This is a genomic window from Streptomyces sp. NPDC030840 (assembly GCF_055572015.1).
In genome coordinates, this window is sequence record NZ_JBVIEE010000023.1 from 159,772 (window position 1) to 172,535 (window position 12,764).

The 12,764-nt window shown below is 67.1% G+C and carries 14 protein-coding genes and 2 pseudogenes; 14 read left to right on the top strand and 2 right to left on the bottom strand.

What is annotated here, in order from left to right:
- Window positions 1-126: 126 nt before the first annotated feature.
- From ACZ49J_RS36090 to ACZ49J_RS36135, 10 genes and pseudogenes are all read left to right on the top strand, one after another.
- Window positions 127-360 carry an MbtH family protein gene (locus ACZ49J_RS36090; RefSeq protein ID WP_467454869.1) on the top strand — a complete coding sequence of 78 codons (234 nt, stop codon included), beginning with the start codon at window positions 127-129 and terminating at the stop codon, window positions 358-360.
- Complete coding sequence (locus tag ACZ49J_RS36095) at window positions 357-611, top strand: phosphopantetheine-binding protein (RefSeq protein ID WP_467454867.1); 255 nt, start codon at window positions 357-359, stop codon at window positions 609-611. Before ACZ49J_RS36090 ends, ACZ49J_RS36095 begins: the two co-directional genes overlap by 4 nt.
- Window positions 612-699: 88 nt before the next feature.
- Complete coding sequence (locus ACZ49J_RS36100) at window positions 700-1,677, top strand: glycosyltransferase family 2 protein (RefSeq protein ID WP_467454865.1); 978 nt, start codon at window positions 700-702, stop codon at window positions 1,675-1,677.
- Between the two features lie 23 nt (window positions 1,678-1,700).
- Window positions 1,701-2,564, top strand: coding sequence for a hypothetical protein (locus tag ACZ49J_RS36105; RefSeq protein WP_467454864.1), 864 nt, complete (start codon window positions 1,701-1,703; stop codon window positions 2,562-2,564).
- A 67-nt stretch (window positions 2,565-2,631) separates the two neighbouring features.
- A pseudogene (locus tag ACZ49J_RS36110) lies at window positions 2,632-2,724 on the top strand (helix-turn-helix domain-containing protein); the annotation flags it as partial.
- Window positions 2,725-3,048, top strand: coding sequence for a hypothetical protein (locus tag ACZ49J_RS36115; protein ID WP_467455064.1), 324 nt, complete (start codon window positions 2,725-2,727; stop codon window positions 3,046-3,048). It begins immediately after the preceding pseudogene.
- A 33-nt stretch (window positions 3,049-3,081) separates the two neighbouring features.
- A complete protein-coding gene (locus tag ACZ49J_RS36120; RefSeq protein WP_467454862.1) occupies window positions 3,082-4,320 on the top strand; it encodes an MFS transporter in 1,239 nt (412 codons plus the stop codon).
- A gap of 46 nt (window positions 4,321-4,366) precedes the next feature.
- Window positions 4,367-5,719, top strand: coding sequence for an NAD(P)/FAD-dependent oxidoreductase (locus tag ACZ49J_RS36125; protein ID WP_467454860.1), 1,353 nt, complete (start codon window positions 4,367-4,369; stop codon window positions 5,717-5,719).
- Between the two features lie 55 nt (window positions 5,720-5,774).
- Window positions 5,775-7,592 carry an amino acid adenylation domain-containing protein gene (locus ACZ49J_RS36130; protein ID WP_467454858.1) on the top strand — a complete coding sequence of 606 codons (1,818 nt, stop codon included), beginning with the start codon at window positions 5,775-5,777 and terminating at the stop codon, window positions 7,590-7,592.
- 84 nt (window positions 7,593-7,676) lie between these two features.
- Window positions 7,677-8,423, top strand: coding sequence for a thioesterase II family protein (locus tag ACZ49J_RS36135; RefSeq protein WP_467454857.1), 747 nt, complete (start codon window positions 7,677-7,679; stop codon window positions 8,421-8,423).
- Window positions 8,424-8,530: 107 nt separating this feature from the next.
- On the opposite strand, the gene ACZ49J_RS36140 is transcribed toward ACZ49J_RS36135, so the two are convergent.
- Window positions 8,531-9,142 (bottom strand): LmbU family transcriptional regulator, encoded by a 612-nt coding sequence (locus tag ACZ49J_RS36140; RefSeq protein ID WP_467454856.1) that lies wholly within the window; start codon window positions 9,140-9,142, stop codon window positions 8,531-8,533.
- A gap of 589 nt (window positions 9,143-9,731) precedes the next feature.
- On the opposite strand from ACZ49J_RS36140, the gene ACZ49J_RS36145 reads away from it, so the two are divergent.
- The 4 genes from ACZ49J_RS36145 (at window position 9,732) to ACZ49J_RS36160 (ending at window position 12,111) form a co-directional block, all read left to right on the top strand.
- A complete protein-coding gene (locus tag ACZ49J_RS36145; protein WP_467454855.1) occupies window positions 9,732-10,151 on the top strand; it encodes an MFS transporter in 420 nt (139 codons plus the stop codon).
- Window positions 10,152-10,423: 272 nt separating this feature from the next.
- Window positions 10,424-11,173, top strand: coding sequence for a thioesterase II family protein (locus tag ACZ49J_RS36150; protein ID WP_366827116.1), 750 nt, complete (start codon window positions 10,424-10,426; stop codon window positions 11,171-11,173).
- The gene (locus ACZ49J_RS36155) at window positions 11,161-11,802 is read left to right on the top strand and encodes a class I SAM-dependent methyltransferase (RefSeq protein ID WP_467454854.1); all 642 of its coding nucleotides are present in this window, start codon (window positions 11,161-11,163) and stop codon (window positions 11,800-11,802) included. The genes ACZ49J_RS36150 and ACZ49J_RS36155 overlap by 13 nt, the downstream gene beginning before the upstream one ends.
- 69 nt (window positions 11,803-11,871) lie before the next feature.
- The gene (locus tag ACZ49J_RS36160) at window positions 11,872-12,111 is read left to right on the top strand and encodes an acyl carrier protein (protein WP_468351574.1); all 240 of its coding nucleotides are present in this window, start codon (window positions 11,872-11,874) and stop codon (window positions 12,109-12,111) included.
- 120 nt (window positions 12,112-12,231) lie between these two features.
- Here ACZ49J_RS36160 and ACZ49J_RS36165 read toward each other — a convergent pair.
- A pseudogene (locus ACZ49J_RS36165) lies at window positions 12,232-12,543 on the bottom strand (transposase); the annotation flags it as partial.
- Between the last annotated feature and the right edge of the window lie 221 nt (window positions 12,544-12,764).

A 12,764-nucleotide genomic window follows, 5' to 3' on the forward strand; every position in this document is an offset into this window, starting at 1 on the left:
AGCGAGACAAGCACAATAATCAGCCTAGTGAGGCGTGCCGGGCATAGCGGGCATACCTGCGCCCCATTTCGACACTTTGTCGCCCTTGCGCTGCAAGGTCGTAGATTGATTCAGAAGGGGGAGCCCGTGGCGAATCCACTCGAAGACGACGGCGTTTATCTGGTTCTGGTCAACGACGAGAACCAGCACTCCCTGTGGCCTGCGTTCAGATCGGTGCCGACCGGCTGGAAGGTGGCACACGGAGAGGACAGTCGAAAGGGCTGTCTCGAGTATGTTTCCGCGCACTGGACTGATATGAGGCCGGCCAGCCTGGTCAGGGCGATGGACGACGAACCGCGCAGAGAGGTCTCGGGAGCATGACGAACGACAGCGAGTTCCGCAACTCCATGGACGCATTGATAGTCGACAGCGTGCGGAAACTGACGGGTAACGCCGACATCGGTCTTGACGACGACTTCTTCGACGTGGGCGGCAACTCCATCATAGCCATCCGACTCGCACAGGCCCTGAGTGAGGAACTCGGGATACGCCGAAATGTCCGCATCGTTTTCAAGAATCCCGTACTCAGGGACCTCAGTGATGCCCTGGGAGCTCTTGACACGATCTCGTGAAGGTGCCCTGATCGCGTCCCAAGTCATCGACGGACTCAGAGTTGAGCTGCTACACCGGTCGTCATCCATGGGAAAGGGTGGGTGTGCCGTGCCGCCGACACTGAGCGTCGTCATTCCGATGTTTGACGTCGAGCCCTACATTTCCTCCTGCCTCGAGTCGTTGCTCCACCAACAAGTCGAGGACGTCGAGATCATCGTGGTCGATGACGGGTCCATGGATCGCAGCCACAGCATCGCCGAACAGTGGGCGCGCAAGGCCTCCCGCGTTCAAGTGCTCCAACAGCCGCATTCCGGAGTGAGCGCTGCCCGAAACGTCGGTGCTCGGGCGGCCCGCGGACGCTATCTCGCTTTCTGCGACGCTGACGACATCGTGCCGACCACCGGGTACGCCTCGCTCATCGGGTCGCTGGAACACACGGGATCCGACCTCGCTTCCGGAGACGTACGTCGACTGCACAGCTCCGGTGTGGAACCGCATTTCGGATACCAGGACGTGTTCGAGCAGGACCGGCGACGCACACACATCCGGAGCCACACCGCGCTGGTACGCGACCGTATGGTCTGGAACAAGGTGTTCCGGCGCTCGTTCTGGAATGCGCGAGATCTCGTGTTCACCTTGCCCGAGTACGAGGACGCGCCGGTGATGATACGCGCGCACATCGAGGCGTCGTCCGTCGATGTGGTGTCGGAGGTCGTGTATTTCTGGCGTATCCGCGAAGAGGGCATGCTCTCGATCACTCAGTGGGGCGAAGAACCGGAGAACATCGCGGCCTGTATGCGGATGGTGCTCGACCCATTCGAGGTCATCACGGATCTCGCCCCGGAACTTGTCCCCCGTACGCGGACAACATGTGCCGCGGCAACGTTCGGCGGGCGCTCCGCACGCCGCATCTGCACAGTGACGCCACACTGCGCGACGCGCTGTCGCCCGCCCGCTCGTTCGTCAGGAGTCTTTCCGCCGACCTTCTTGACGCGTTGCCGGCCACAGACCGGCACCTCATGGCTCTGCTGGTCCGCGGTGAACTGTCGGAGATCCGTCGCGTGGTGGAGGAACCGGAATGAGTAATGGCCGACGCGAGAGGCGGAGCAGTGTCAGAGGGTGTTGAGAACGCGACGGGGGAACGAGAAGGCCGTCTGAACTGGCCCCAGGCCGATTGGTTCGCCGAGCGCCCCACCGATCCTGAGGAGCTCAAGAAGCACAACGAGGATACTCACGAGGACAACCTGTACACCGTGGTCGACGGAAAGGGAGCCACGGTCCCTCAGGTGCTCCAGGCACTGACCCAGTTGGTCGCCCGGCACGAGTCCCTGCGCACCCTGCTGTCGTTGGGCGGAAACAGCGGTGACAGGCAGCGGGTCACCACGGTGTCCGCCCCGGCGGTGGAGGCCGCCGTCTCGGTGAGCAGCGTCCAGGCAGCCGAGGAGCTCTTCACTCGGGTCCGGCATTCGTCCTTCGAGCTGTCGCAGAAGTGGCCGTTCCACGCGGTTCTGTCGACCACGGGCGGGCGCGTCGAGGAGATCGGCCTGGTGACCGACCACAGCGCGGTCGACGGGTGGGGCATGAGCGTGCTGCGAAAGCACATCGACCGTGCGGAGACCGAGACCGTCAGGGATGAGCTGCTTCCCGGCGCGCACTCGATCCGGGTCGCCGGCGCCCTGTTCAACTTCATCGACACATCGATGTTCGACCTCCACGCGGATCCACAGGGGCCTCTCGCGTCCTCTCTTGCGCCGCGGCTCCTCCCCGACGAGGAGATCGTCTTTGAGGAGGAGCGGAAACACGGGCCGCAGCTGATGCTGTTCGCCTGGCAGGAATCGGACAGCATCGCCATGCGGCTCGCCTGGCGCCTGAACGGAGAACTCACCCGCCCCGGCGACCTCTTCCTGCGTGACATCGGCGACGCGGTTACATCCCTGGCACGCGGCCTCGATCCCCACGCCGGCGCGTCGTGAGGTCGTCCAGGATGAGCACCTGGCCGCGCACCGGATACGGATCACGTCTCCGTGGCGAGGGCTGACAGCGGGGTGTCAGGCCCTACTCGTTCTCGCGCATCTGCAGTACGGCGACACCTACTCCCAACTCCCGGCCTGGTTCGGCGTGGGGATCGCCACCATGTGCCCCTACGTCCACGGGGCCGTCGCCATCCCGGAGAACACCCCGCTGCTGCAGATCAGCGACCGGGTCGCCGCCGACCGCCCGTACTGCTCCCAGAAGGCTTCGTCACCGCGCCGCCCGCACCCACGGCTGCGGCGCCCCAACACCACGCACGCCAAGCCCCGGTGCGTCGGCCAACAGGTCACGGCCACGCTCCAGGGGGCGTGCGGGCCGCGGCCGTCGATCCGCAGGGGCACGTCTGCCGAGCCCGCGTGGGCGACGGCCGGGGTGCCCGCGTGGGCAGCAGCACAGCGGCCTGGTGCGAGGCCTGGATCCCGTTGACTGGCACGCCGCCCAGCCCCGACGATCAGGCGCATGTCTGCCGCCCTGGCGCCGCTGCGCCACCGCCCGTTCCGTCACCTCTTCATCGGTACGACGGCCAATCTGCTCGGCAACGGAGTGGCGCCGATCGCCTTGGCCTTCGCCGTACTCGACGCCACTGGCTCGGTCGGCTCGCTCGGGTTGGTGGTCGGCACCCACTCCCTCACCAGCATCCTCTTCCTGCTGTTCGGCGGGGTGTTGGCGGACCGCCTGCCGCGCGGCCCGCTGCTGGTCGGCAGCAGTCTGATCAGCGCCGCGAGCCAGGCGGTGGTCGCCGCCCTGGTCCTCACCCACAACGCCGCCGTCCCCCTGCTCATGGCGCTCGCCGCGGTCAACGGAGCGTCGAGTTCCTGCTACCAGCCCGCCGCCCAGGCCCTGTTGCCTCAGGCCGTGCCGGCCGAGTTCCGCCGCGCCGCCCTCGCGCTCTCCCGGATCGCGGGCAGCAGCGCGACGATCGTGGGTGCCTCGCTGGGCGGCGTGCTGGTCGCGGCGATCGGCCCCGGCTGGGGCCTGGCCGTCGACGCGCTCAGCTTCGCGCTCGCCGCCGCGGCCTTCTCGCTGGTCCGTGTCCAGGCCACGCCGCCCGCGCCCAGCCCCGGCCTGGTGCACGAACTGCGCGTCGGCTGGCAGGAGTTCACCTCCCGCAGCTGGGTGTGGGTGATCGTGGTGGCCTTCTGCTTCCTCAACGCCGGCGTCACCGCCTCGTTCACCATCCTCGGCCCGGCCGTGGCCGACACCACCGGGATCGGCCGCGCCGGCTGGGGTCTCGCCGTCGCCGGGGCCTCGCTCGGCGCGGTCGCCGGCGGTCTGCTGTCGCTGCGCTGGCAGCCCCGGCGCGCGATCCTGGTCGGCTGCGCGCTGATGAGCCTGACGGCGCTGACTCCGCTGCTGCTCGCGCTCGCGCCGTACACCTGGGTGCTGGTCGTGGCCAACTTCGTGTCGGGTGTGGGCGTCGAGCAGGCCGGCGTCGCCTGGTACTCGACCCTCAACGACCAGATCCCCGAGGACCGTCTTGCCCGCGTCTACGCCTACGACGACCTCGGCTCCTATCTCGCGCTCCCGTTCGCCCAGTTCGCCGCCGGTCCCGCCGTACTCCTCCTCGGCCTCCATGCCACCCTCTACGCGGCCGCCGCGCTCATTCTCCTCGCCACCCTCGCCATGGTCGCCACCCCCTCCATCCGCGCGCTGGCCCCGAAGCCCCCGGAACCGCTGCCCGCCACCGAAGCGGTGTGACACGGGCCCCGGCGCGCCCCCCTTCCGGAACACACAAGGAGACGAGTTGCCGACCAACGTATTGACAGTCGGTTACCTGGTCATCGGCGCTGGTGCGATGGGAATGGCTTTCGCCGACGTCCTCGTCGGCGAAAGCGCGTCCACGACGGCCATCGTGGACCGCAATGACGCCCCGGGCGGTCACTGGACCGTTTCCTATCCATTCGTCAGGCTGCACGGGCCCTCGAACTTCTACGGCGTCATTTCCCGGCCGATGCCCAGCGACGAGGGAACGCGAAGCCTCGCGTCAGGCAATGAGATCCTGGACTACTACGACCGTGTGATGCGCGAGACGTTGCTCGCCTCGGGACGCGTCACCTATCTGCCCAAGCACCACGTCGACGTGGCGGAGCCCGGCCGCCCGGCCTGGGCCCGCTCACTGGTGACAGGGGAGACGACGGAGATCGTCGTGCGCAAGCGCGTCGTCGACGCCTCGTACATGAACATCACCGTCCCCGCGATGCGGCCCGCCGGTTTCGACGTCGACGACGCGGCGACCGTGGTCCCGATCAACCAGCTCGCCGAACTGGACCGCTCGCCCGAGCGGTTCACCGTCATCGGCGCCGGCAAGACCGGGATCGACGCCTGCCTGTGGCTGCTGGAGCGGGGCATCGACCCTGACCGCCTCACCTGGATCGTGCCCCGTGACGCGTGGCTGATCAACCGTGAACTCGAATGGCAGACCGGCGGCTTCCAGCCGCCGCTGAACCTGCTGGCGTGCCGCTCGGCCGACGAGGTGATCAGCGTCCTGCAGGAGAAAGGCGTCGTCATACGGCGTGACCCCGACGTCGAACCGGCTGCCTTCCGGTGCGCCACCGTCGACACCGAGGAACTGGTCCAGCTCCGCCGGATCAAGAACGTGGTGCGTCTGGGGCGGGTGCGTGCCGTCGGTGCCACGATCGTAACGCTCGATAAGGGAACGATCCCGACCACGCCGGAGACGGTGCACATCGACTGCACTGCGGACGGCCTGACGCAGAAGCCGCTGAAGCCGGTGTTCGAGGACGGCGCCATCACGCTCCAGCCGCTGCTGCCCTGTCTCCTTCCGCCCAGCGCGGCCATCGCCGCCCGCCTGGAGTGCATGGACTGCGACGACGAGTGGCGCAACGGCCTGTGCCCACCGGTCGTCAACCCCGGCTCCTCGCGCGACCTGCTGTCCTTCTACTCCCTCAGGCTGGAGCGGATGGCGCGGTGGGCGCGGTCGCCCGAACTGTTCGAGTGGCTCGTCACGTCGCGCTTCGTGTCCGGGGCCGGACTGGAGAGGATAGCCGAACCGGACGTACAGGCCGCGGTCGTCTTCTTCGCCTCGCGCATGGAGGACCTCCTCAAGGCCGACGCCGCCGTGTCCGTCGCCGGGTGACACGAAGCCCCCAATTCGCAGCCGACCATCTGGAAAGGGCGCAGAGGGACCGAGAATGACATCGACCGCTGAATCGGCGCACGCGGCTTTCGAGCGGCGGGCGGCCACCTTCCCGGACGCAGTAGCGATATCCATGAGCGGCCTATGTGTCACTTATGCGGAGCTCAACGCGCGGGCTAACCAGCTCGCCCGGCACTTGCGCGGTAAGGGAGTCGACGTGGAGACCCCGGTCGGGGTCTGCATGGAGCGATCCGTCGACACCGTCGTCGCCCTGATCGCGATCCTGAAGGCCGGCGGGCACTACGTCGCGCTCGACCCGCGCCAGCCGCGCGAGCGTCACGCGTTTCTGACGGCGGAGGCAGGCATCCGTCTGGTCCTCACGCAGGAGCGGCTGCTCGGGCAGGTTTCCGGGCTGGCCGACGTCCTGGTGCTCGACTCCGACGCCCTTGAACTCACCGGTCTGTCCACCACCGACCTCGCGCTACCCGTACAGCCGGACCATGCGGCGTACGTGGCTTACACCTCCGGGTCGACCGGCAGGCCCAAGGGCGCGTGCATCACGCACCGCGCTGTGCTTCGTCTCGTCCGGAACAGCAACTTCCTGGCGGTCGAACCCGACGACGCCTTCCTGATGTTCGCTCCGCTCGCCTTCGACGCCTCGACGCTGGAGATCTGGGCCCCTCTGCTGGGCGGCGCCCGGCTGGCGGTCGCCCCGCCCGGCGAACCGTCCTTGGCGGAGCTGGCCAAGACGGTCGTACGGGAGCGGGTGACCGTGCTGTGGCTGACCGCGGGCCTCTTCCACCAGATGGCCGAGGGCCCGATGGCCCGGATGACCACGCTGCGTCAGCTGCTGGCCGGCGGAGACGTGCTCTCCCCGCACCACATCAACCGCACGTTCGCCGCCCTTCCCGGAATCCGTCTGGTCAACGGCTACGGCCCGACGGAGAACACCACGTTCACCTGCTGCCACGTCATGGAGGCGCCGGTCGAGGGCGACACCGTCCCGATCGGCCTACCCGTCACCGGCACCGAGGTGTACGTACTCGACGACCGTCTGCGGCCGGTGCCGGACGGCGAGAGCGGCGAACTCTACGCCGGAGGGGCAGGCGTGGCCCGCGGATACGTGGGGCGCGCGGACCTGACCGCGGACCGCTTCCTGCCCGATCCGTTCGGCTCCGAACCCGGCGCACGGATGTACCGCACCGGCGACCTCGTCAGGCGCCGGACCGACGGGGTCGTCGAGTACCTCGGCCGCCTCGACCACCAGGTCAAGGTCCGCGGCTTCCGCGTCGAGCCCGGTGAGATCGAGACGGTGCTGCTGGCTCACCCCGGCGTCAAGGACGCCTGCGTCGTGGTCCATACGCACACGGAGGCGGGAAAGCGCCTGACCGCCTTCTACGTCTGCGCCGAGAACGTCGGGGCCGCGGACCTGCGCGAGCTCCTCGGCCGCTCACTGCCGCCCTACATGGTCCCGTCGGTCTTCGCCCGGCTCGAAGCCCTGCCCCTGACGAGGAACGGCAAAGTCGACCGGGCCGCGCTCGCGGCACGCCAGATCCGCGAGCGCCCCGAGACGAACGCCGACTTCCGGGCCGCGCGGACGCCGGTCGAACGGCAAGTCGCCGACTTGTGGGCCGATTTGATGGGGCTGGACGAGGTCGGCGTGGACGACGACTTCTTCGAGCTGGGCGGCGACTCCCTGCTGGTGACTCGGATCGTCACCGACATCGCCGAGCGCTACGGCGTAGAACTCCGCCCGCGCGACCTCTACTTGAGCTCGACCGTCGCCGAACTGGCCGAGATCATCGACAAAGCGCTGTCGCCTGGAGCCCCGGCGCCGGCCCCGTCAGGAGCGGACGCGGCGACGACGGACTAACGACGTCCGCCCCGCCCCGCCGCGAGCTGCTTTCGTCACCACTCGCCCCCGCTCCCCGTTCCGACGTTCCACATGAGGAGAAGGATGACTTCCGCCCAGCGTCCCTCGAAGTGGCTGCTGCGCCGCCCCAAGAACGACAGCCCCGCGCGCGTCTTTCTGTTCCCCTACGCAGGGGTGGGAGCGTCGATGTATTCAAGATGGCCGCGGTACATCGGCGGTGCCGAGGTCTGCCTCGTGCAGCTGCCCGCGCGCGAGAACCGGCTGCGGGAACCGCACTTCGGCACCTACGACGCCCTGGCCGGCCCCCTGTTGGAGGGGCTGGAGCCCTACCTCGACCGCCCCTTCACCTTCTTCGGCCACTGCAGCGGGGTCCTGCCCGCGTTCGCCGTCACGGTGGAACTGGCCCGGCAGGAGCGGCGGCTGCCGGACCGGCTCTTCGTCTCCTCCCAGGTGGCCCCGCACGACGGCCCGTACGGGCGCCTGCTGGAGCTCACCGAGGACGAACTCCCCCAGGAGATCGAGGCCATGACCCGGGCCATGGGCGGCGAGCTGCATCCCGACCTCGTCGAGCTCGGCGTGCAGCTCCTCGCCGCCGACATCGAGGCCAACCGCCGGTACCGGCCCACCGAGCCGGTGCGGCTCGCGACCGCCATCACCACCGTCGGCTGGCGGGAGGACACGGTCATCCCCGCCGGGCTCATGGGCGGTTGGCACCAGTACGCCGATGAGGGGCGCGTCCGCGAGGTACTCCTGGACGGCGCCCACTACGATTTCCTGGGCGCCCCGGACGCGTTGCTCACCGAGCTGGCCCACGACATGGAGAACAAGTAGGCCGGCTGGACGGCGGGATCGTACAGGTGACCTTCGGCGCGGGTTGGGGGGCCAGAGCCTTCTTGGCCTGGTCCACCCAACCGCGTACGCTCTCAGAACGGATGTGCTCAGGAACAGGCGATGGCGCGCCGTACGATCTTCGCCGCCCAGGTCTCGATCGGCTCGCCGTCCCTCCTGGCGGCTCTCTCCAGACCCTCCAGGTCCTCGGCCGAGAACTGGAGTTTCAGCGGGCGCGCTTCGGGCTCGGAGGTGGTGTCGAGCAGGGCCGGCGTCGACGTGGACCCGGCCGCTGTGCGGTCGATGCCGCTTGCCTCGTCGTCGCTGTCGGCATCTGACGGCGTCAGGTTGCCTTGCCGCATGAGCAGACTGCCGCGAACCTCACGGCGCAGCTTGTTTCTGCTCCAGCCCAGTTCTTCCGCCTTCCGCAGCCAGTAGTCCTGCTCCGGCTGTTCAAGGGCCACGACTTCGAGATGGTGGCTGAAGCTCAGGGCTTGATACCTGCGGGACAATGAAAACGCGCGCGCAACCCAGCTGTAGTTGCGCAGGGTCTGGTAACTGAGCGACGTACGCCTGATGGCTTCCTCGTAGCGGTCGTGGAACACGGACTCGCCGTAGACCAGCCAATCGGCGATCCACCAGGTGGAGGAGTCGGCGAAGGAGAACAGTTCGGTACCCAGATCTTCCCAGGTGCTGAAGCTCTGCTTGGTCGTGAACAGCAAGCCAGATTTGTGGAGCTGGACACCCGAGCCCCGCGGTCGCCGCGCAACACCTGCCGCTGCTGTGTGCCGTGCGGCTTGGTTTGGGGAGCTGACAACCTTACGCACCGTTACCCCCTGGACACGTTCCGCGCATCGTCTGACCTTCAGTGATCGCATCGATCACCGAAGGCCGTACGCACATAACTTTCACGCCGTGATCATTCTTGATTGGCACTCTTCCCCAAAGCCTGGCGTTTACAGCCAATTGGCTTACGTAAGGAAATGTGACGGTACTGCCGAATAGCTTCCAATTAACTCTCGGATGGGCGGCGGAGACTTACGCTCGCAGCCGCTATCCGGATGTGTCAACGGTGTGTAACGCGAGGGAAGTTGCTCACCGCGACGCAAACCACGAGGTCGCATGCGCTCACGGATGCCATGCAGGGCAACGCCGTGACATAGATCACTATTCCTTGCTCTGGCACGGCCCCGACCTGCGCGTATGATCCCGAAGGTGAGTGACGCCAGCGGAATTGAAATAGCCACCGATGTGCCACGACAGGTTCCGCTACGGCGCAACAGGGGCTTTCGAATGCTGTAGATCGGGCAGTTGCTGTCCGATACCGGCACACAGATCAGTGGGATCGCCTACCCGCTGCTCATCCTGGCCCTGACCCATTCGGCGGTGCTCGCCGGGGCCGTCGGCACGGTGCGGGCCATTACCGTGCTGTGCGTGCAACTGCCTGCTGGGGCACTTTCGGACCGGTTCGACCGGCGACTGACGATGATCATCTGCGACATCACGCGAGCGGTACTGCTGGCTCTGCTCGGCATTCTGATCGCACTGGATGCCGCGTCCTGGCAGGCGGTCCTGGCCGTGAGCCTGATCGAGGGAGCTGCCGGTGCCGCCTTCGATCCGTCCGCCGCCGCCGCGCTGCCGGGAATCGTGCCGGACGAGCAGCTGGAGCAGGCGTGGGCCGCTAGCCCATCGCGGGTCTTCAAGGCGGTTTTCCGGTCACCTGACGCTTGACGACAGGCAGTCAGGGGCTCGAAGACCCGCCGGGCCCTTGACGAACTCTCGGAGCTCGAAGCACGATCGACGGCGCAATGCAATCGGTCGCCGGAAGGTCACTCGACGCGATCCACCCTTGTTCGATATATCAAACACGAGGCACGGGGGCGCGCTTATCCCCTTGCATTTCGCCCGTTCTCGGGGGCATCGTCGCGAATCGGAAGGAAGGCAATTCCATCAGCGAACGCATATTCCTGTACGGCCCGCCGTCCTCTGCAGCCGACCTTCGCATGTTCTGCCTGCCGTACGCGGGCAAGGGCGCCAGCCTCTATCGGCAGTGGTGGGAGGGCTCGGACCAACGGATCGAGTTCGTGCCGGTCCAGTTGCCGGGCAGGGAGAACCGTTTCCGGGACAGCCTTGTCCACGACATGCACGAGCTGGTGGACTTCCTTGCCGCCGATCTTGCGCCGCATACGGATCGGCCCTACGCGCTGTTCGGCTACTGCATGGGAGCAGGCGTCGCGTTCGAGCTGGCGTACAAACTGTCCGACCTCACCGGGAACCGGGCCCAGCACCTGGTCGTCGCGGGGGGCGCCCCGCCGCACCGGCTGCAGGCCGTGCCGTCGGCGCAACCGCGCACGGACGAGGAGTTGATGACCGAACTGCGGGGACTGGGCGGCACACCCCAGGAGGTACTGGACGACGAGCGGCTCCTCTCGTTCGCCCTGCCCGTGCTCCGCGCGGACTGGCGCGTCGTAGACGGGTACGGCTACCAGCCCAGACCGGCACTGGACATCCCGATCACGGTACTCGGCTCCACCGACGACCCCGGTCTCCCCACGGACGAGCTCCAGCACTGGGACCACCACACCCATGCCGGCACCAAGGTCCACGTCTTCCCCGGCGACCACTTCTTCGTGGACCGCTGTCGTGAGGAAGTCCGAAGCCTCCTGGTCAGCGAGCTGACTGTCGACACGAACGCGTCGCGCGCGGCACCGCACGACCTCGATGCCGCCGACGAAACGACGTGCTCGTCGTGACGGACGATACGGGCAAGACTGGTCCGGACCCGGCCGACGACGACCGGATATCGAAAGCGTGCGCAACGCTTGGCCACGGCGACGACCTGCGCGACAGGGCCGGAACCGCGCCCGCCCGGATTCTGGAACTCGGGGCCGGCATCGTCGCTACCACGGATGACTTACTGCCGCAGCTGGCCGCCACTGGGATCAAGCTGCGTTACGTTTACAACGATATCTCACCAGAGTTCCCCAAGGCGGGGGGCGAACGCTTCCCCGCCCACCCGTTCGTCGAGTTCGAGTTGCTCGATATCAAGAGGAGGAGTGGGCCGGCCGCACCGCCGGAGGACGTGTTGCTGTCGGCGAATGTGCTCCACAACGCCCACGATGTCGGGGCGACGCTGACGCAACTACGGCGGATGACCGCGGACCGGCGCTGTTCATGCTGTCGGCCCCCGAGGAGAAACCCCGGCCTGGCTCGGCCGACTTCCGGTCCGCCGAGAACTGCGTTTTGCTCACCCCCGCAGAGTGGCACGAGCAATTGCGTCTGGCCGGCTTCACCTCAAAAGCCACAGTTCCGGACGGAAGGGGGGCCTGCGGCGGTGCTGAAACAGCATCTCTACGTGGCCACCCCCGGCACGGCAGCATGACATGGGATTGCAGAGAATCTAGTGGGTCAGGAGACTGCATTGTCCTCTCACAGCAGCACTCGGGATGTCATGTCCCAGATGTGGCTCCAGAGCCTTGGCCGTTCGACCGATGGCCAGGTTGAGGATCACGAGAAGTTCTTCGAATGCGGAGGTGACTCGATCGGCGCCATCAAGCTGTACATGGAAACGGAAGAGCGGCTTGCCTCGCTCGTCGATGCCGCCGAATTTCTGGGGACCCTTGCGGAAGGCGATTTCGGGGACATCGTGCGGCTGGCGGAGGGCGCCGGGGGTGAAAAGGTTTCCGCGTAGGCCTTCGAGGTCACGGAGGGTCGCCTCGTCACGAGAATCCGGCGAGACCCACTATTCAGGTTCAATCGGCGATGTCCGGCTGTCGTGACGAGTGGTGCGGTACGACGGCCTTATTACTCCACCGGTGTCATCCACGATCAGCACACCGTCAGGTCGGCCGAGCCGCTCTGCGACGTATTCCTGCAGGTCACCACGGATCTCGTCTGCATCCCACTGGCACCAGGACAGCAGCCGCTGCAGGCCGTAGGGGGTGGCATGGCCGACGTGCTCGGCCAGCTGCCAGCTGTTCTTCCGGCCGACCGGGCCGAGCAGCCCGCGCACGTAGTCCTGCATCCGACGCCGCGGCTCGATGCGCCCGAACCGCTGCCCCACCCGCAGCAGCAACGACTCCAACTCGGTCGCCCACAGCCCTGCTTCGATATCCGGCTCCATGGCAGGCTCAACGCGCCCCAATCGGGCGGGTCATGAACCACCATCTGCCCTGATGCAGCGTCAGCTCACCAGACTCGAAACTGGCACGCTGACCAGGGCAAATGAAGAAGCGCAACTGGAGTACTGAGAGGTCGTTTTCTCCCGATGTTTCATCCCGGAATCTGGTGTTTGGTCTGCGGTGTCGGGTCGCGCCAGGAGATGGTGTTCTCGCCAGTAAGGCG